The organism is Cnuella takakiae (assembly GCF_001953305.1).
Classification (GTDB): Bacteria; Bacteroidota; Bacteroidia; order Chitinophagales; family Chitinophagaceae; genus Flavisolibacter; species Flavisolibacter takakiae.
On record NZ_MTFE01000010.1, the window covers coordinates 522,492 to 542,195 of the forward strand.

20 protein-coding genes are annotated in these 19,704 nt (G+C 50.2%); 12 read left to right on the forward strand and 8 right to left on the reverse strand.

The window, feature by feature from the left end; genetic code table 11:
- The first annotated feature begins 49 nt into the window (after window positions 1-49).
- Complete coding sequence (locus tag BUE76_RS02645; RefSeq protein ID WP_073046525.1) at window positions 50-841, forward strand: DUF1206 domain-containing protein; 792 nt, start codon at window positions 50-52, stop codon at window positions 839-841.
- Between the two features lie 407 nt (window positions 842-1,248).
- Here the strand turns inward: BUE76_RS02645 and BUE76_RS02650 are convergent, their stop codons facing one another.
- Entirely contained in the window at window positions 1,249-2,889 is a 1,641-nt protein-coding gene (locus BUE76_RS02650) for an ABC-F family ATP-binding cassette domain-containing protein (RefSeq protein ID WP_073046524.1), read from the reverse strand.
- A 309-nt stretch (window positions 2,890-3,198) separates the two neighbouring features.
- Complete coding sequence (locus BUE76_RS02655) at window positions 3,199-3,840, reverse strand: hypothetical protein (protein ID WP_073046521.1); 642 nt, start codon at window positions 3,838-3,840, stop codon at window positions 3,199-3,201.
- 179 nt (window positions 3,841-4,019) lie between these two features.
- On the opposite strand from BUE76_RS02655, the gene BUE76_RS02660 reads away from it, so the two are divergent.
- Window positions 4,020-4,232, forward strand: a complete 213-nt coding sequence (locus tag BUE76_RS02660; protein ID WP_073046519.1) for a hypothetical protein — start codon at window positions 4,020-4,022, stop codon at window positions 4,230-4,232.
- A 96-nt stretch (window positions 4,233-4,328) separates the two neighbouring features.
- Here the strand turns inward: BUE76_RS02660 and BUE76_RS02665 are convergent, their stop codons facing one another.
- Window positions 4,329-4,994: a phosphatase PAP2 family protein gene (locus BUE76_RS02665; protein ID WP_158069918.1), complete on the reverse strand. Its 666-nt coding sequence runs from the start codon at window positions 4,992-4,994 to the stop codon at window positions 4,329-4,331.
- Between the two features lie 123 nt (window positions 4,995-5,117).
- A complete protein-coding gene (locus BUE76_RS02670; RefSeq protein ID WP_073046513.1) occupies window positions 5,118-5,858 on the reverse strand; it encodes a DNA-formamidopyrimidine glycosylase family protein in 741 nt (246 codons plus the stop codon).
- A gap of 162 nt (window positions 5,859-6,020) precedes the next feature.
- Between BUE76_RS02670 and BUE76_RS02675 the strand changes: the two genes are divergently transcribed.
- Both BUE76_RS02675 and BUE76_RS02680 read left to right on the forward strand, forming a co-directional pair.
- Window positions 6,021-6,257, forward strand: coding sequence for a KTSC domain-containing protein (locus BUE76_RS02675; protein WP_076026715.1), 237 nt, complete (start codon window positions 6,021-6,023; stop codon window positions 6,255-6,257).
- A gap of 93 nt (window positions 6,258-6,350) precedes the next feature.
- Window positions 6,351-6,728, forward strand: coding sequence for a response regulator (locus BUE76_RS02680; protein WP_073046507.1), 378 nt, complete (start codon window positions 6,351-6,353; stop codon window positions 6,726-6,728).
- Window positions 6,729-6,881: 153 nt separating this feature from the next.
- On the opposite strand, the gene BUE76_RS02685 is transcribed toward BUE76_RS02680, so the two are convergent.
- The 3 genes from BUE76_RS02685 to BUE76_RS02695 form a co-directional block, all read right to left on the reverse strand.
- Window positions 6,882-7,760 (reverse strand): SDR family NAD(P)-dependent oxidoreductase, encoded by an 879-nt coding sequence (locus BUE76_RS02685; protein WP_073046504.1) that lies wholly within the window; start codon window positions 7,758-7,760, stop codon window positions 6,882-6,884.
- A 178-nt stretch (window positions 7,761-7,938) separates the two neighbouring features.
- The gene (locus BUE76_RS02690; RefSeq protein WP_073046501.1) at window positions 7,939-8,826 is read right to left on the reverse strand and encodes a manganese catalase family protein; all 888 of its coding nucleotides are present in this window, start codon (window positions 8,824-8,826) and stop codon (window positions 7,939-7,941) included.
- Between the two features lie 256 nt (window positions 8,827-9,082).
- Window positions 9,083-10,003, reverse strand: a complete 921-nt coding sequence (locus tag BUE76_RS02695) for a YihY/virulence factor BrkB family protein (RefSeq protein ID WP_073046498.1) — start codon at window positions 10,001-10,003, stop codon at window positions 9,083-9,085.
- A gap of 111 nt (window positions 10,004-10,114) precedes the next feature.
- Here BUE76_RS02695 and BUE76_RS02700 point away from each other — a divergent pair, with 111 nt between their 5' ends.
- The 5 genes from BUE76_RS02700 (at window position 10,115) to BUE76_RS02720 (ending at window position 13,496) form a co-directional block, all read left to right on the forward strand.
- The gene (locus BUE76_RS02700) at window positions 10,115-10,441 is read left to right on the forward strand and encodes a hypothetical protein (protein ID WP_073046496.1); all 327 of its coding nucleotides are present in this window, start codon (window positions 10,115-10,117) and stop codon (window positions 10,439-10,441) included.
- A gap of 132 nt (window positions 10,442-10,573) precedes the next feature.
- The gene (locus tag BUE76_RS02705) at window positions 10,574-11,389 is read left to right on the forward strand and encodes an alpha/beta fold hydrolase (protein WP_073046494.1); all 816 of its coding nucleotides are present in this window, start codon (window positions 10,574-10,576) and stop codon (window positions 11,387-11,389) included.
- The gene (locus BUE76_RS02710; RefSeq protein WP_073046490.1) at window positions 11,386-12,570 is read left to right on the forward strand and encodes an ATP-binding protein; all 1,185 of its coding nucleotides are present in this window, start codon (window positions 11,386-11,388) and stop codon (window positions 12,568-12,570) included. Before BUE76_RS02705 ends, BUE76_RS02710 begins: the two co-directional genes overlap by 4 nt.
- A 195-nt stretch (window positions 12,571-12,765) precedes the next feature.
- On the forward strand, window positions 12,766-13,005 hold the full coding sequence (locus tag BUE76_RS02715) for a hypothetical protein (protein ID WP_073046488.1): 240 nt from the start codon (window positions 12,766-12,768) through the stop codon (window positions 13,003-13,005).
- A 62-nt stretch (window positions 13,006-13,067) separates the two neighbouring features.
- Window positions 13,068-13,496, forward strand: a complete 429-nt coding sequence (locus BUE76_RS02720; RefSeq protein WP_073046760.1) for a hypothetical protein — start codon at window positions 13,068-13,070, stop codon at window positions 13,494-13,496.
- A 53-nt stretch (window positions 13,497-13,549) separates the two neighbouring features.
- Here the strand turns inward: BUE76_RS02720 and BUE76_RS02725 are convergent, their stop codons facing one another.
- On the reverse strand, window positions 13,550-15,580 hold the full coding sequence (locus BUE76_RS02725; RefSeq protein WP_073046486.1) for a DUF3857 domain-containing transglutaminase family protein: 2,031 nt from the start codon (window positions 15,578-15,580) through the stop codon (window positions 13,550-13,552).
- Between the two features lie 186 nt (window positions 15,581-15,766).
- On the opposite strand from BUE76_RS02725, the gene BUE76_RS02730 reads away from it, so the two are divergent.
- The 3 genes from BUE76_RS02730 (at window position 15,767) to BUE76_RS02740 (ending at window position 19,642) form a co-directional block, all read left to right on the forward strand.
- Entirely contained in the window at window positions 15,767-18,091 is a 2,325-nt protein-coding gene (locus BUE76_RS02730; RefSeq protein ID WP_073046485.1) for an ATP-dependent helicase, read from the forward strand.
- Between the two features lie 307 nt (window positions 18,092-18,398).
- Window positions 18,399-18,905, forward strand: coding sequence for a DUF2480 family protein (locus BUE76_RS02735; RefSeq protein ID WP_073046482.1), 507 nt, complete (start codon window positions 18,399-18,401; stop codon window positions 18,903-18,905).
- 101 nt (window positions 18,906-19,006) lie between these two features.
- Window positions 19,007-19,642 (forward strand): hypothetical protein, encoded by a 636-nt coding sequence (locus BUE76_RS02740; RefSeq protein ID WP_073046479.1) that lies wholly within the window; start codon window positions 19,007-19,009, stop codon window positions 19,640-19,642.
- Window positions 19,643-19,704 lie beyond the last annotated feature (62 nt).

Here is a 19,704-nt window from a genome sequence, read left to right on the forward strand (position 1 = left end):
ACCGGGTATTGGTTTTGATACCGGTATAGGGTAATAAAGCTTTTAACCCATGCAACAGGCATCTACCCAGGACACGCTCAAAAAGATGGCCCGTGCCGGCTATGCCGCAAAGGGCGTTGTTTATCTCCTCCTCGGCATTCTTGCTTTTATGGCTGCCTTCGAATTGGGCCGTAGTGTATCGGAAGCCAACCGGGGCAGTGTTTTCCAAATGGTACGTAATGCACCGGCAGGTGGCATCCTGATGGGTATCCTGGCCTTGGGACTGGTATGCTATGCTTTGTGGCGGCTGGTGCAGGCGCTGGCACCCCGCTATGGTCATGAAACCAGCACCGGCAAAAGGGTCTTGTATTTTTTCAGCGCCCTTGCTTATGGCGCCATAGCCTTTACGGCCATCAAGATGGCTTTGTGGAACGAGCAAAGCGGCGGCAACCAACAGCAAACCCTTGCTGCTACCCTGCTGGAGCGCAAGGGCGGCCAGTGGCTCACCGGGATAGCTGCATTGATCTTCATCGGCACCGGGCTGTACCAGATTTATTATGGCTGGTCGGAAAAGTATCGCAAGTATGTGCAGGAAAGCCAGATCCATTCGCAACATGCCGCCCTTTTGTTGCGCTCCGGCAAGGCAGGTTATATTGCCCGGGGTATTGTATGGCTGATCATTGGTTACCTGTTGTTGCGGGCAGCCCTTAACGCAAGCGCCTCCGAAGCAGGCGACACTACTGATGCTTTTCGCTTTCTGCAAAATGCATCCTATGGCTCCTGGTTGCTGGGCGCTGTGGGATTGGGGCTGGCGGCATTTGGTGTTTTCTCCTTTTTAAGAGCCCGGTATGAACGGTTTTAAAACAGTCTCCTGTTTATGTGTACCTGTTAATTGATTTGCACGGGTTTAAACCGTTAAAACGGTTTAGAGTTAGTTGTTTATATCGTGCAACCCCACGGTTGAAACCGTGGGCTAATCTTGTGATTGCGGATTTATACAGCGCAGGAGGTCAAATTCTTTCATCCTTCGTGCTCCTTTGTGCTCCTCTTTTCTTTCCAACAGTAGGTATGGAACACAAAGAAGCACAAAGAATAGTACGAGGTGTGCAACACACCCTTTTTACGCTTTCGGAGCCAATAAGTATTTGCTTTCCCCACCCATCCTTTGCGCCCTTTGCTCCTCTGCATCTTTGCGTGAAAACCCTCCTGCAAACAAAAAAGCCGCAGGTAGTACACCCGCGGCCTTGCTGATAAATATGGCAAATAGCATTAAGCGAAAACGGCATCGCCGTACATCTCGCCGCGGAGTTCTTTTACACGCTTGTCTTCCATGTATTCGTCGAAGGTCATCAGGCGGTCGATGATACCCTTGGGTGTGAGCTCGATGATACGCGTGGCCACGGTTTGCATAAACGTATGGTCATGCGAGGTGAGCAACACTACGCCGGGGAACATGGTACAGCCTTCGTTGAAGCTCTGGATGCTTTCCAGGTCCAGGTGGTTGGTAGGCTGGTCAAGAATAATGCAGTTGGGGTTTTGCAGCATCATGCGGCTTACCATACAACGCACTTTCTCACCACCGCTCAACACGTTGGTCTTCTTCTGGATATCGTCGCCCGAAAACAACATCTTACCCAGGAAGCCGCGCAGGAAGGGCTCGTCGGCGTCGGTTACATGCGGTGGCACATACTGGCGCAGCCAGTCCATCAGGCTCAGGCCATTCTGGAAAAATTCGCTGTTCTCCAAGGGCAGGTATGCCTTGGTGATGGTAGTACCCCACTCAAACTTACCGCCATCGGCTTCCTTGTTGCTGTTGATGATTTCAAAAAAGTTGGTCACTGCCAGCGGATCCCGGCTCAGGAAAGCGATCTTCTCGCCTTTGTTTACGCTGAAGGTAACCTTGTCGAACAGCTTGCGGCCGTCAACTGAGGAAGACAGGTTCTCCACGTTGAGGATCTGGTTGCCCACTTCGCGGAGGGGCTGGAAGATGATACCAGGGTAACGGCGGTTGGAAGGCTCGATCTCTTCGATGGTGAGCTTTTCCAAAGCCTTTTTACGCGAAGTAGCCTGTTTCGACTTCGAAGCGTTGGCCGAGAAGCGGGCGATAAAGTCCAGCAGGGCGGCGCGCTTTTCCTCGGTCTTCTTGTTCTTGTCGTTTACCTGGCGGGCCATCAGCTGGCTCGATTCGTACCAGAACGTATAGTTACCGGTAAATACCTTGATCTTGGCGCGGTCCACGTCGGCAACGTGGGTACAAACGGCATCCAGGAAGTGACGGTCGTGGCTCACCACCAGTACGATGTTCTCGTAATCGGCCAGGAAGTTCTCCAGCCAGGCGATGGTTTCAATGTCCAGACCGTTGGTAGGTTCATCCAACAGCAGGATGTCGGGGTTGCCAAACAGGGCCTGCGCCAGCAGCACGCGTACCTTCATGTTGGAAGGAATGTCGCGCATCAGCATCTGGTGCATGTCCTCGCGGATACCCAGGCCACTCAGGAAGGTAGCGGCGTCGCTTTCGGCAGTATAGCCACCCATTTCACCAAATTCGGCTTCCAGCTCACCGGCTTTCATGTAGTCGTCTTCAGTAGCATCGGGATCGGCGTAGATGGCGTCTTTCTGGTGCATCACATCCCACATCTTCTTGTGGCCCATCAGCACGGTGTTGAGCACGGTCTGCTCGTCAAACTCAAACTGGTTTTGCTTGAGGAAAGACATGCGCTCGCCCTTGGTGATTTCTACACGGCCTTTGTTGGGCTCGATTTCACCGGAAAGAATTTTCAAAAAAGTGGACTTGCCGGCACCATTGGCGCCAATCACACCATAACAGTTGCCCTTGATGAAGTTGATGTTCACTTCGTCGAACAGCACCCTTTTACCAAAGGAAAGCGATACGTTATTTACTGAGATCATAATTGTATTGAGTCGTTGTTTGTTTGAAAGACGGGCCGGATTTCCAAGGGAGCCAGCCACAGCAACATTTTTGCCTTTGCTGCAAACAGCCTTCCAAACCGCTTAAAACGGGTGCAAAAGTACGATTTTAAGGCCAGCGCAAAAGCCCCAATTTCGTTAAGGATAGGCAAACAAATGCCCCGCAGGTGCGGGGCAGAGCTTAGGCGGCAATGGTGAAAGGGCAGTGGTGAAATGGAAAGCTTCAAACAGGAAAACCGTCCTGGATATTTTGTGGCAGATGCGGCCCCTCAATTGACCATTCACGATTCCCTACTTGCCATTATACGGAAACTTGCGGCTGGCATTGCGCATCAGCGCATTTACAAGGTTTTCGGGTGAGGAGCCTACAGATCCCTGTGCCTGGTAGTCGTATTTCCACAGCAAATCGCCCTGATTGGCCTCGTGGATATGGATGGTAGTAACAGCCTGGTTGGTACTTCCCCAGGCACCAAATACCAGCCCCATGGCTATGGCCACTCCTTCGTTCATGGGTTTGTCGGTGCGCAGTTGGGTAGAAATGACGGCATCCACACCCAGCAGCCGGGCCAACTCTGCCCGCGACTTCCGGGAAAGGTCGGTATAGCTCAGGCGGGCTTCTTCCAGCAAAGCATTGGTTTGACTTACATCCTGAAATTTTACCGTGTAATGAAATCGGTTGCTACGGCGCAGGAACCAGCCATATAGTTTTTCCTGGATTGCATATCCGGTAGCGGCTTCATTTTTCTCCAGCATCTCGGGTGTGGTACGCCGCATTTCATTGGGCCGCAAATTGATGGCCACCTGTGCCGGCAAAATGGCTACCGTTTTGTGGGTGGCAGCAACAGTAGCAAAATCGTTGGTTTTGTAAATGGCAGGACCGCAGGCGGTAAGCAACAGCAGCAAGGCTGCCAGGGCAGGTAACAATGTTTTCATAAGTGCAGTAGTTTCAAACAAAACTATGCGCCAGTGACATTCAAAACGGGCCGTGTATTTTATTAAGAATTTTTTTGCAGGTACCGGGAAAGTAGCCAATAGATTGAGCCGGCAGCGCATATTGTACAAGGGGTGGCAAAGTAGTTGTAGGAACAGTAGGAAGCGAAAAAATTCAAGGCATGAAAAAACTGATGATTCTTGTAGTAGCCTCGGCACTGACCTTTGTTGCCTGCAATCCCAGCAACCATAACCCCGGAGAAAGTGGTGCCCAAAATGATGGCATGGGCCCGGCCGATGCCAATGGTGCCCTGCAGGATACCGGCTATCAATACACGCCGCAAACAGATACCGCCAAGATGGAACATCGTACCGATGTTTCGGACAGGAAATAAGGATTGTGGAGTTGTGATTCCGGATTGCGGAAGTTGCAGCAAGCGTATTTTATATACTGCTTGAAACTTCCGCAATCCGGAATCACAACTCCACAATCACTCCACCACCGGCTGCAGTTTGCGCCGGCTATAATGCTCCATATACCCAAGTAATTTGAGGGATAGTACCAACCATAAAAAGCCTACGGCAAAACCCGCCAGCACATCGCTGGTATAGTGTACCCGCAGGTAGATGCGGCTGAATCCAATCAATAGGATCAGCAATAACAGGAAACTGATCATCGACCATTTGGCGGTTTCGTTTTTCCAAAGATGATAAACGGCGTAAATCAGCAGTCCGTAAAAGGTTACGCTCATCAGGGCATGCCCACTTGGAAAACTCAAACCCTTTGCTTCTTCCAGCAAGGGAATGCCTGGACGTTCCCTATTGAACACATTCTTCAACAAGAACATCAGCCCCAAAGAACTGAGTGCCACAGCAGGCACTTTGATGGAATACCACCGGTGTTTGCGCACCAGCAAAAACCAAAAGATCAGGGCGATATTAGCAGGTATCAAAAACTCGTGTTTACCCAGAAAAGTAACCGCTACCATCAGCTTGTTGGTGCTTTCATTTACATACGGGTCAAGGGCACGAAATATCTTCTCATCGAAGCTGTTGTTCTGCAATACAAATACGCGGCGCACCATGTACACAAACAACACCACGGCGCCGGTAAGCAGTGCCGATACCACTACCACTTCGGCTGATAAAAGCGCCAAGCCGGCCCAAAATTTTTTGATCCTTTGCCTTACCATACAGCGCATATTGCAAATGCTGTGCGAGCAGAAATCCGGAATTACCAGGCCATACACAAACTGCGGTGCACCACAGGAAAAAGCCTTTTACTTTTCCCGGTATAACACCTGGCAGTTAACACAAAAAAAGCTCCTTCGTGGTGTTTGCCCCGTATGCCTTTTCTCCAGGGGCAGGTTGCAGCGGCTGCAGATCTTTTTGGTATGTGCAAGCCAGTGCTGGCGCAGGGTGCCTTCTTTTTTCCAGTCCAGAAACTGGAAGCTGTAATGGCGGGCTTCTTCAACCAGCGCATTCAGCTTTTCAAAAGGCAGGCTGGCGCCCAGGCTTTCAGGATGCACACCAATGCGGTACAGCACTTCGTTCTTGATGATATTGCCCACACCCGAAAACACTGTTTGGTCCAGCAACAGGTCATCTACCTGTCGGTTGGGATGTGCCCGTATTTTCCCGCAGGCAGCCGAGGGGTTCCAGCTTTCCTGCATCACATCGGTGCTCCAGTCGTACAGCCGGTCCAGGTCGGTGGTATCCAGAATGCGTACCGCGCAGTTGTAATTATGCCATTGCCCGTTGGAAAAATAAAGAGATAGCTTGGGTGTCTTTTCAGGGTGGCGGCTATCGAGGTAATAGTTGCCAAACATCAGGTAATGAATGCGGATGGTACAGTCTTCCAGCACCATAAGAAAATGTTTACCCCATGATTTCAGGTCCACCATTTTCTGCCCGGCAATGCGATCGAAATCCAGCCTTGCCGCACCTTCTGCCGCATCTATTCTTTTACCAACAAATTTTGCTGCCTGTTCTTTCAACAATACCAATGAAGGGCCTTCCATAACTAAGCTTGTGCAAATGATGTGCGCAGATTGAAAGGAACAGCAGGAGCAACCCTACAATGAACGCTGGGGTGATGACCAGATAATAGGCTGCTGGCCTGAAGGATCATCTTTAAACCTTGGCCCGATTTTTTTATCAGTGCTCATCCTTAAAGCGTTGCCATGAGCCAGGCTCTCTATACCGCCAAATCGCAAACCATCCACCGGATGGAATATTCGGAAAAGGATAAAACCCTTGATATTGAATTCCGTACGGGTAATGTATACCGGTACCAGAATGTGCCGCCCAGGCTCTGGAAGATTTTTCAATTGTACATTGAGTGTGAAGGTTCGGCAGGATCTTTTTTCAACGAGTACATCAAGAACCAGTTTAGCTCAGAAAAAATCCGCGAGGTGTAAAACCAATAGATAAAAATTTTATATTTATCTGAAACGCAGGGAGGCAGCATTGTTGTTCCTGCTCATCGCAACCTAGCCCGAACATCGAACCCCATGGAAAAAATCCTCATCATTGACGACGACCAGGACCAACTCTTCTTACTCCAAACTATTTTGAAACGGAATGGGCTGCTGGTTTGCACTGCACAAAGCGAGCAGGAAATTTATGCCACCATTGCCCGCGAACATCCCAAGCTTATTTTGATGGACGTACTGCTGTCCGGCGCTGATGGCCGTATTATCTGCCGCCGGCTTAAAGCGTCTTCTTACCGTAGCATCCCGGTCATTATTTTTTCCGGCCATCCGGGAGCCCAAAAGAACTATGCTGAATTTGGTGCGGATGATTTCCTGCCAAAACCTTTCCGCGAAAAAACCCTGCTGAAAAAGTTGAGCAGGTTTGTACAGGTAGATAAGGGAGAAGTAGCGGGATGAAAGTGGTGAATGGTGAGTGGTGAATGGGAATTAGGTATTGTATTGTTTTTGGGTGATGATAACTTAATCATGTTAGCAACATCGGCTAAAATGCATTCCTTTTACCAAGTATTCACAATCACTACTCACCAATACCTAATTCCCAATACCCATTTATACATTTCCATCTTCACCGCGCAACATATCGGTGGCGCCTTCTTTTTTGTGGCGCAGCAACAGCTCGCCCGAAGGTTCGCGTTTGGTATCTTTTTCCGCTTCCTTGCCAATGGCACCTTTGCCAATGGTGATGCCACCATCAACCATCATCAGGGTACCGGTGATATAGGATGCTTCATCAGATGCGAGGAAGAGATAAGCATTGGCAATTTCTTCAGGCGTGCCCCTGCGGCCCAATGGGGTGCCTTCCACGATCATGGTCTCGTGCTTCTTTTTCATCGGGCCTGTTTCCTTGTGCGTCCAGGCGGTATCAATAGCACCGGGACAAACACAGTTGGCCCTAATGCCATACTTTGCCTGCTCTACCGCAATACCGCGGGTAAAGGAATGGATAAAACCCTTGGTACCGCCATATACCGCGTTTTCACCCAGGCCAATCTTGCCTGCTTCGGAGCCGGCAGAGATGATACAACCCTTGGTTTTTTGCAGTTCCGGAATGGCGTACTTGGTCATCAGGAAAGCAGTGCGCACATTGTTTTTCATCATGTACTCAAATGCCTTGGTAGGATAGTTCTCGATCATTTCCATAACCGGGAACACACCGGCATTGTTTATCAGGATATCCAGCTTTCCATAGGTTTCCACGGCAAACTGCACACAGGCCATGGCATTGCCTTCTTCCGATACATCGCCCATAAAACCGATGGCATCGTAACCACCCGAGGTAATCTCATTTACCACGTCCATTACCGGGTCTTCGGGAAAACCGTTAACCACCACTTTGGCACCTTCTTTTGCAAATTTCTTTACAATGGCTTCCCCTATACCGGTAGCACCACCTGTTACAATGGCTACTTTACCTCTTAGTCTGTTCATAAACGCAATGTTTAGGTGAGGTGTAGTTGAAAGGATTGTGCCAGAGATAATGTGCTAATTGGATAATGAGCTAATGTGCTAAAGAAGACCTGTTGCTTGCTAAATGTGGTTACCTGCATCCGTTTGATTGCTGCTTACTGTTTAGCACATCAGCACATTAGCTCATTATCAAATTACCCTACTTCCCGCTAATCACATCCTTTGCTTTTTCAATAAAAGATTTATCGGCCATGGGTATTTCGCGGCCCACCATCTGTTCAGTTTGGGCATGGGTCAGCGGGTCGGGTTTCGACAGGTCGGGCATACCGCCCATGGGCTCGGCATGCATAAAGGTGAAGGTGCCCTTGCCATCAACGGAAGGCCCTTCGGTCCAGCGGGTATGCGGCGAGGGTTCCTGGTTGATATTGGTAGAAACAAAAGTGTAGTTGAACTGCTGGTTTTCCTGCGACTGCGGGAAGGAGTTGGGAATGGGGTGTACATTACCCAGGTCTTCCAGCACCGCCATCCACTGATTCTGGTGCATGGTATCGCGGGCAATAAGGAAGGAAAGCATGTCCTTCATGCCCGGGTCGTCGGTCATCTCCCAAAGGCGTGTAGCCAGCACCCGGCCGGTAGCTTCGGCATATACGTTGGCATGCATGTCGGCGGCAATATTGCCACTGCTCACAATCCACGACCCATTGAAGGGAACACCATTGCTGTCGGCAGCCATGGCACCCAGTCCGGCACTCAGAATATGGCGGGGATCCTTACCCCCCAGCACCGATTCTACCAGCGGGTTGCTGGCGGCCATCTTCTCCTTCAATGCCGTAGAAGCACCTTCCAGGTTGAGGGCTACAGCTGTTGCCAGCATCTCGATATGGCTGATCTCTTCGGTGCCGGTTTCTAATAGCATATCGCGGTACTTCTGCGGCCCGCGGCTGTTCCATGCCTGGAAGAGATACTGCAAACAAACCCTGATCTCTCCCTCCACACCACCAATGGCTTGCTGGAGCAATTTGGCAAACTCGGGGTTGGGCTTTTCTACGCGTACCTTATACTGAAGTTGTCGATCGTGATAAAACATCTGCTTGGTTTTTTATGGATGAAAAATGTGCAGCACGGCGCCATGCTGTGGTGGCCTTGGGCTTCAAAAAATGAGCCTTTTTAAACTGTACAGGAAAAGATTTTTTATCAGGATAACTTTTACTCATCCATAAACAATGCAGGAAAATAGCGGAGGATACATTCTGTTGCCTGCTTCATCCATTTGGCAAAAGCACCATCGGTTGCTCCTATTGGTTAAGCATTGTAATTGCTTCCTACTGCCTTTGTTTACAACACTACGCTTCATCGCCTTCTACCAGTTTGTAATGCATGGCATGCGGTAAGGGTTTGATCGCATTACCCCGGTGCAGGGCCCACATCTTGGTAAAGGCTGCACCGAAGTACAGGATGAGCGAGGAGTAGAAAACAAAAAGCAGGAGCAAAACAATCGATGCAGATGTGCCGTACAAAGTATTGAGGTTGCTATACGACAGCAACACCCGCAGCAGGATGCGCCCCAGTGAAAACAGCAGGCTGGTAAGCAACGCACCTGTAAATGCCACGCGCCACGAAGGACGGCCATCGGGCAGGTAGCGAAACATGATGGCAAACCACAGCGTAACAATCACCAGGGAGATCAGGTAGTTGACAGCTGTTTTGAAATAAAACGACAGGAGTGGAGCTGCATCAAATAATTGCCTGCCAATAATGGTTTGCAGGGCTTCGGCGATGATGCCGATGAGGAAGAGGAAACCCGCCACCAGTATTACGGCAATGGCATGCCAGCGGGCATTCATTTTCTTCAGCACACCCTTGCGTTTGCGCGGCTTTATTTTCCATATCTGGTTAATGGAATGGCGGATGATGGTAAACAGGTTGGTAGCTACAAAAACAAGGAACAAAAAACCTCCTGCCGTTACCCAGATATTTTGCGCCAGCTGGCTGAAAGCTTTCAATACATTCTCCAGCTGCCCCACCGCCTGCGGACCCACCATTTCGGAAAGGCTGGTAAAAAGCTTGTTTTGGATAAACTGCGGATGCAATACCAGGCGCAGTAGCTGTATCAGCATTACCAGTATGGGCGGCAGCGCGAAGATGGTAAAGAAAGCCGTGGCTCCTGCCATTCGCAGGGGGTCGTTGCGCTGCAGTTCGGCAAAGGACCGCGACAGCAGTGATGGCAAGGCTGCAACCAAGGAGTAAACGGCTTTTTTGCGCATGAATACAAACCTGTTTAGCGCCTATGGGTTACGATAATAATGCCACCAGCCACCAAAGCCGCAACAGGCAGGATTTTTGCTGCTTTTATGCACATCTTTTCCCCTTAACCAATGCCACAGCCGGTACACCAGGATTTGCTGGCTTTACTGATCATGACCTACAACAAGGAGGTTAAGGATTTCTATTATTTCCCCGAAGTAATATTGGTGGGGCGCACCCGCCTGGAGCCCGAAGCTTTCCAGCAAATGCTGCAGGGTGGCTGGCTGCAGCAGTGCGGCGCCGATAGTTTTGGCAGGTACTACCGCCTGTCTGCAAAAGCCGAAACCACCCTCATGCAGTACCGCCGCAAACGCAAACCCGCGGCTCCCGTGCAACAAAAATCCACCTGTATGCAGGGAGGTTTTTGCTTCGAAACAGCAGGCAACACCAGTTCCTGAAAACAATTCTTGCGCAGCATTCCGTTTCGGCTATGCTTTTACCGGTTTCAACCAAAAAATAAGCCCTTTCAACAGCCAGCACTTAGATTTAGGTGCGCATAGAAAGTTATTGTTCCACTTCAAGGAAAGACCATGCAGCCAAACATCATTCACCGCAACAATGTAACCATCACCGGTAAGGGCAAACAGCCCTTGATTTTTGCGCATGGCTTTGGCTGCGACCAGAAGATGTGGCGTTTTATTGTGCCAGCGTTTGAAGACCGGTACCAGGTTATTTTATTCGATTATGTAGGCAGTGGCTGCTCCGATACTACAGCATACAATGCCGAACGGTATCGTTCGCTGCGGGGTTATGTGCAGGATGTACTGGACATATGCAGTGCACTCAACCTGCGCGATGCCATTTTTGTTGGTCACTCCGTTAGTTCCATGATTGGCATGTATGCCGCCATTGCGGCACCGCAGTACTTCAGCAAACTGATCATGGTAGGCCCTTCGCCCTGCTACCTGGCTGATGGCGATTACAACGGCGGTTTTACCCGTAGTGATGTCGACGACCTTTTTGTCACCATGGACAAGAACTACATTGGCTGGGCCAATTTTCTGGCGCCGGCTCTTATGGGCACTCCCCAACAACCGGAACTGGGCGATGAACTGGTCCAGAGCTTTTGCTCATCCGATCCCATTATTGCCCGTCGCTTTGCCGAAGTAACTTTCCTCAGCGACTGTCGCCCCGATTTACACCGTTCAACCGTTCCCACCCTCGTGATGCAATGCCGCGACGATATTGTGGCACCGGTATCGGTGGGCGAATACCTTAGCCAACACCTGCCCAACAGCACTTACCGGCTGCTGAATGCAACAGGCCACTGCCCGCATGTGAGCGCACCCGGTGAGACCATTGAACATATACGCTCCTTCCTGCACACGGAGGCAGTGATGACATGACCGATTACCTCAATCTGGCGCCTTTTGCTTTTTTCTCCATCGACGACCATGGAAAAATACTGGCTGCTAACGAGGCTACCTGTAACCTTTTGGGCTATGCAAAAGAAGAGTTGGTGGAGCATTATATATCTGCGTATGTAAGCCTGGGTACCCGCATTTTTTTTCAAACGCATTTCTTTCCCATGCTGCTGATCAGGCAGGTGGCCAAGGAAGTATTCATTACCCTCTCGAACCGCGAGCGGCAACAGATTCCCGTACTGCTGAATGCACAAAGAAGAATGGTAAATGGCCGGGCCGAAATTGTATGCGGCGCCATGGTAATTGAAAACCGCAATAAGTACGAAAACGAAATTATTGCCGCCAAAAAATACGCGGAGCAGGCCTTGCAGGAAAATACCGAACTACAGCAGGCCCGCCAGCAATTGCAGCAACACGCCGAAACCCTGGACGCGCAGATTCTGCTGCTGGAACAACGCAATGCCGACCTGCAACAGGTGAACAAGGCATTAACCCACAACATGCAGGAGCCCCTGCGCAAGCTGATGGTGCTTTCCAGCATGCTGCTGCGCGAGGACAGTACAACACCCGGCCACCTGGCCACCCACCTGGAGCGCATTGCCCAGGTGGCCCAGCATACCCGCGATGTGGTGAAACAGGTGCAGCGGTTTGTACAGATAGACATGCAGGAACTGAACCCCCAGCCGGTGGACCTGAATACCCTTGTGACGGCGGCCGCCGAAAAGGCAAGGGCCATCCAACCTGCTGCCGACATAACGATGCATTGCTCACCGCTGCCTGTTATTATGGGCTTTACTGATGATCTTTCCTTTTTATTTTCCGAGCTCCTGCACAATGCCATCAAGTTCCGGCACCCGCAGCGGCTGCTGCAACTACACATCAGCACCGTGGTAAGTAAGGACAATAAATTCAGGATGCTCGAAAACCGTTACCGCTATACCGACTTTATCCGCATCCGCATACAGGATAACGGCACAGGCATACCCGAGCAGTACAAGGATACCATCTTCCAGCTTTTCCAGAAGCTAAACCGCGGCAATGATGGCCTGGGACTGGGATTGGCTTTGTGCAAAAAAATCATCGAAAGACACCAGGGTTTTATCACTGTGGACAGCCAGCCGGACAAGGGTTCGGAGTTTTGCTGTCATTTTCCCATCGCCTGATAAGTTTTTGCCGCCCGGCAAGCTGCAACCGTCCTAAACTAGCCGTTTTGGGATATCGCTTTTTTGTATCAAATACTAACTTCAGAAGCAACAAACCCGGCATTCCTTTTGTCCATATAAGTACGATCTACAACTCCTCTGCAAAACCAACTGCTCCATTCCTATTCTTTTTTAACCTGCTCAAAAACACCCGTCATGAATAACTTGCTGGACTTTGCAGGGCTGTTGCTCTATGTTGCGGTACTGCCCATACTGATTCCCATGCAGGCATTGCTATATGCACTCGGAGGTATTTATCTGGCATTGGTTTTCTTCCACCGCATGGTCTTGCATGTGCCCCAGCTTTTTGGCTGGCTGCGCCATGCGAGCCGCCACACGCATGGCCCCATACAGGTGCTGGCCTGGCGCAAAAAGCTGGCGAAAGTGCATGCCTGATACCTGCCCGGATGCAGGTGGTTCAGTTTTTGAACCCCCTGCATCAAATACAGGCAATGAATATGCGCAGTTTTACCTCCTTCCGTTCTACAACCCTCCTGCTTCTTTTGGTGGCGGCCCTTGGCTTTACCGCCTGCAACCGGAAAATAGCATTTACTACCTCCACGGTGGTACCTGGCGCCGATGGTGCTGTGAAGGTGAAAAAAGATAATAATGGCAACCATGCCATCGATATTGAAATCCGCAACCTGGCCGACCCGCAGCGGCTGGCCCTTCCCCAAAACACCTACGTGGTGTGGATGGAATCCAATAACGGGTTGAAAAACCTCGGACAGCTGAAGTCTGAAACGGGCCTGCTTTCCAAAGCCCGCAAGGCAGAAATGGAAACCGTAACCCCTTACAAACCCACCCGCATTTTTATCACTGCCGAAAGCGATGGCAACGTGCAAACGCCGGGCAACCAGGTGGTGCTGAGTACGCGGTCGTTTTAAACACCTATAAAAGACTGCCGGTAGAAAAAGATGGAAGCAGCAGATCAAATTGTTTACCGGCGTTTTTTCCATTGGTAGGTAATAAATACACTCAAACCCAACATGATGTACCAATACGGAAAGTAACCGGAAAGCAACCCCACAGCGCTTCCTGATGCGGTAGCATCTTCTATTGAGTAGGTAAGGGTATAGCCAATTTGCTCATCCAATTTTTTGATGGCTTTTTTGTAAGAGTTGAATTCGGCTGTTGTTACATGGTCTTTTTTGCCTTGAAAATTGTACACCAGTTCTACTCGGCTGCCTATGCCTTTATACTGCGCCTTGTAGGAAAAAGCCTCATGGTCCAACTGTATTTTATCGTTATGAAACTCCCACGGTTCAGGCAGGTTTATGATGATTTTCTCGTTGCAGTTCACAGGGGCGCCCAGCGCAAAAGGAGCCGTACGCAGGTTGTTGTCGGGCCGGCTAACTAGGTTGGTGATTACAAAAGGTTCTAAGGTTGCTTTTTTCAGATTGCGTACCTCACCCCAAAAATCTTCGATTTTATACTTCTCGGTAGTGGTCACCATGCCAGTAATCGAGTCGTTGGCAAATGTTAAAGACTGCGGGGTGATGTTTTTAAAATATTGCTGGTAAAATTTTGTGTATCCTCCCTGAATTTCACGATTGGAATCGTTTCCAAACTTTGTGCGCAGTTCATCAGCTGCTGAGCCATAGCTCTTGGTAATCACACTCAGTGAGGCTTCTCCCTGCAGGTTGTGTACCTCAAAAGTTTCAACAATTTCGACTTTTGCCGGCTTTTGCCTGGGTAGCGCGGAGAGTTGTTTGGTACCTGCACGCACAATCAAGCCATATCCATAATCAGGAAAATAAATATCGTCAACAGCACCCCGCTGGTTGCTGATGGTGGGATCGAAGTAATAAGTTTTGCCATTTACCTGCGCAGTAATTACCACATGGTCAAATACGGTAGGCGCTGGTAGCATCTGGTTAAGTACTTTGCCTTTGCCGGAATTTACCAATACCGGATATGCTGCTATGCCAAGATCGTGAAGCAGGCGACACAGCAGAAAGACTTTATCCTTGCAATCGCCATAACGGTTTTCCAGCACTTGCTGTGGCGTATGTGGCCGGTACGATCCTTCACCCATTTCAAAACCCATATACCTTACTTCATCCTGCACAAAACGCAATGCAGCCAGTAAACGGTCAAGGTCGGAGGTGTGTTGCTTTTTTATGGTGGTAGCCAGTTTGGATACATTATCTGTAGCTGAGGTTGAAACAGCGTATAAGGGCAAGGCCCAATCAACAACTTGCTCCCAGTTTTTATATTCACTGATCATAGTGACAGGATAGGGGTCGTACCAATAAGGTATATTGTTGTTGGTGCGCAGGGGCATCAGGTTGGCAGCTTTCCATTCGTACACAGCCATACCCTCCTGTTTATTAAAAGTGGGCGCTTGCAGGTTGCCACGGTTTACAAACTGAACCTGCCTGTGGGGCGGCACTACAATTTTATAATACAGCCATGCTACAGGTATAGAGAATTGCAGATCGAATGTGCCGGTGTACAGGTTGCCTAAAATTGGATTGCGGCCTGCAAGGCTATACGCATATTCCACAATATCACCCTTTCGCACATCTGCTAAAATCTGAACGGCAGAAAGTGAACCGTCGTACAGGTGTTTGGCGCGATCACTCTCCTGTTGCATCAGCTTTTGGCGGCTAACCTGCAATTGGTTGATTCGGGAATTTCCCCTGCGGATTACTATATGGTGCCAGATTAGTTTTTGATAACTGGGGTCGAAATTTACCGTAATCTCCGAATTGGCTTCCACACCTTCTTGGGTGCGCATTTGAATGGCCGCTTTATAAAAAGTAGTGTTGGCAGCAGGGTTCACCTGTTTTTCATAAGCCAGGTACAAAACACCATCTTCGGCTTCAGCCAGCAACGAATCGGGGGCAACTGCTGTTTCATTCAGGGTGATCCATTTGGGCAGAGGCCCTACGAAAGGTTTGTTATTTTGCGCCGCAACAAGAAAGGTGTACAGGAGAAGGGAAAATGCAATAGCAAATGGTTTCATGGTAGTTCTGGTTGGCCAAAGGGATCAAAACAATAACCTCAACAGTTATTTGCAAACAAGATATTACGTTATGGGTGTTCATCCAAAATTGTTGGTTGGGCTGCCCTTCATGCCGGATGGTACCTTGATAATTTTACCACTACATTTTTTAGCAATCGGCCCCGCCCTGCCGTACCTTTGCCGTCTATGCAAGACTACCTGAAGGGATTGAATCCTAACCAGCGCGAAGCTGTGACCACCACCGAAGGCGCACTGATGATTGTGGCGGGCGCAGGTTCGGGAAAAACCAAAGTGCTCACCACCCGCATTGCCCACCTGATGGCCAAAGGCGTGGATGCTTTTAATATCCTGGCGCTGACCTTTACCAATAAGGCGGCCGCCGAAATGAAAGAACGGATTGGCCATATACTGGGTACCGGCGAGGCCCGCAACCTCTATATCGGTACGTTCCACTCGGTATTTGCCCGCATCATGCGCGGCGAAGCGCACCGGCTGGGCTACCCTTCTTCGTTTACTATTTACGATACCGACGACGCTAAGAGCGTACTGAAAACCGTGGTGCAGGAGCTCAACCTCGACCCCCAGCACTACAAACCCAATGCGTGTTACAACCGCATTTCAGGGGCTAAGAACGCATTGGTAGGTCCACGCGAATACCTGAACGACTACCACATCCAGCAGGAAGATATGCGGGCCAACCGCCCCATGCTGGGCCAGATATATGCAGCCTATGCCCAGCGCTGTTTTAAGAACGGCGCTATGGACTTTGATGACTTGTTGATCAAAATGTACGAGCTGCTCAAGAACTTTCCGGAGGCGCTCCACAAGTACCAGCACAAGTTCAAGTACATCCTCATCGATGAGTACCAGGATACCAACCCCGCGCAGTACGAGATCATCAAGCTGCTGGGTGCCGCCAACGAAAACGTGTGCGTGGTGGGTGATGATGCCCAGAGCATCTACTCCTTCCGGGGCGCTACCATCCAGAACATCCTGCAGTTCCAGAACGACTACGACGACGTGAAGGTGATCAAACTGGAGCAGAACTACCGCTCCACGCCCAATATCCTCAACGCCGCCAACCAGATCATCAAGAACAACAAGGGCCAGATCGAGAAGACCCTGTTTACCGACCAGCCCACCGGCGAAAACATCAAGCTGGTACGCACCCAGAGCGATAATGACGAAGGCAAGTACGTTGCCGACGCCATTATGGAAAACAAGCTGCGCAACCATTTTTCCAATAAAGACTTTGCGATCCTGTACCGCACCAACGCCCAGAGCCGCTCTTTTGAAGAAAGCCTGCGCCGGGCTGGTATTCCCTATACCATCTTTGGTGGCATCTCTTTCTACCAGCGCAAGGAAATCAAGGATTACATTGCTTACCTCCGCCTGATCGTTAACCCACAGGATGAAGAAGCCCTGAAGCGGATCATCAACTATCCCATTCGCGGTATTGGCAAGACCACGGTTGACAAAGCCATTTTGTTTGCCAACCAAAACGAGATCTCGATGTGGCAGGTGCTGGAAAGCGCCGCCTATTATGGCTTCAAGAGCGGTACGCTCCAGGCCATCGACGAGTTCGTGACCATGATCAAGAGCTTCCACAGCATGCTGCCCACCAAGAATGCTTATGATATTGCGTTCCATGTAGGCAAGCAGACCGGTTTTGTAAAAGAACTGTTCAACGACAAGAGCACCGAAGGCGTACAGCGTTATGAGAACGTGCAGGAATTGCTCAACTCTATTAAAGAATTTATTGAAACGCCCATCAGCGAGGAAAGCGGTGAAGTTGGCGACAAAAGCCTCGGCACCTACCTGCAGCAGATCACCCTGCTCACCGACAGCGACCAGAAAGATCCCAATGCAGATACGGTGAAGATGATGACCATCCACGCCTCCAAAGGCCTGGAGTATCCCGTGGTATTTGTTGGTGGACTGGAAGAAACGTTGTTCCCCAGCGGCATGAGCATCAATACCCGCGAGGAACTGGAAGAAGAACGCCGCCTGTTTTACGTGGCGGTTACCCGCGCCAAGAAGCGCCTGTTCCTTACCTATGCCAATACCCGGTATAAGTTTGGCCAGCTCACGCAAAACGAGCCCAGCCGCTTTATCGAAGAAATTCCGCAGGACCTGGTGGACCGCAGCTATGCCGGCGGCGGACTGAAGAACCAGAGCTCCGGCTCGGGTTGGGGCAGCGGCAGTGCTTTCGACCGGATGCGTAAAACCACCACACCGGCACAGCCGCAGGAGCGCACCTTTGTTTCAGCAGTAGCTGCAGGCGCCCTCAAAAACCAGAAGGAAGTAGCGCATACACCTTCTACCAACTTTGTTCCTTCCGATCCCGCTACGCTGCAGGAAGGCATGAAGGTGGAACACCAGAAGTTTGGCTTTGGCGAAGTGATGAAACTGGAAGGCTCGGCGCACAACCCGGTTGCCACCATCAAATTCGACCAGAACGGTGAAAAGAAGATCATGCTGAACTATGCCAAGCTGATGATTGTGCAGTAGCGAAAGGTGAATGGTCAATAGTAAAAGATATGAAGCGCTCCTGAGGGGGCGCTTTTTTTAATCGCAGATTTATGGATTGGAAGAGATTGAAGGATGGTTTACACAGATTATGCAGCGCTCTTGAAGCCCATTTTCTTAGAACCGGCCTGCCCCAATCACTTGCAGCTTGTAGCTTCCTTTGTGTCTTTGCTTCTTAGCGCTCTTTGCGTGAACACAATGCCCTGCGAGCAAACCGCGCTATCGTCAAACAAATGCTATAAATCCGATCCATTCATTTAATCCCATCATCCGCGGTTACCTTTGCACCATGAGTGATTTGCTGGTAAACAAAGTGGCCAACAGCGGCCTCATCACCCTCGACCTGGAGCAATTTCTGCCCAAGGGTGAAGTCAAGCTGTTTGACCTCAAGGATTTCCTGTTCATGGGACTGATCCTGAAAGAAAAAGACTACCGCGAGGCGCTGAAAGCCAAAGACTGGAGCGAGTACCAGGATGCGCTGGTGGCCGTCACCTGCACGGCGGATGCCATCATTCCTGTGTGGGCCTATATGCTGGCGGTGAGCTACCTGGAGCCCGTGGCCAGGGAGGTATTTCTGGGTACGGCCGAAGAACTGCACAAACACCTGCTGGTAAAAAACATCGAGCGCTTGGATACAGCCGAATACAACGACCAGCGTGTGGTGGTAAAAGGCTGTGGCGAAACGCCCATCGATGCCATAGCTTACGCTGCTGTTACCAAGGTGCTGCGCCCTGTAACCAAGAGCATCATGTATGGCGAGCCCTGCAGCACGGTGCCCATATATAAAAAGAAATAAACTGCTCGTTAAACCTATAAGGTCTTCAAGACCTTATAGGTTTTTCCAAAAGCCAGATCAGCCATCTCTCAAGGAAATGGCAGGTTTATAAATACCAATACATGAAGCTTACCCGCCTCTTTGCCATTGCAGCCATTGGCCTTTGCACCTCATGCACCAACAACGCCGATACGGAATCTGCAACAACCGACACCGCTGCAGCACAACCGGAAGCCGACCTCAGCCAACTCACGCCCGAAGCACGGATGGTGCAAACAGCGTTTCCCAACATGTATATGTTTCTGGAAGGCCAGGATCCCAGCTTCGATCCCGCCAACTTCCAGGAAACTGAAGGTGGTTATGGCGAGCCCCTGCCGCCCCGCTTCTTTGCACCCGAAGAACTGGAGCAGTTCAAGCCTTACCTCATTTACAATACCGACAGCACCAAGGCCATCGACCTGGTATCGTATAACTATATCATCGACAAAAAAGACGGGCAACAGGTGCTCACCGGTGCCGGCCCCGATACCGAAGTGGGCATCATCAACCTGCAAAACAATATGCGCACCCGCATCTTCTTTGCCGGCCCCGGTACCGTGATGCGCGAAGGCAAATGGATTGACTCCTCCACCGTGATGCTGGGTGGCGCCGAAACCCTGAGCAATACTGCCATCAAACCCTTTTTGCTGCGCATCAACCTGAATGAAAAGAGCGTGCAGAAGTTTGCATATGCGGATAGTGTGAAGGGAAAACTGTAACCGCAGAGGATTATGATTTGAAAATGATTTGAATGATAAGCGTACGATAATGGAAACGGGCG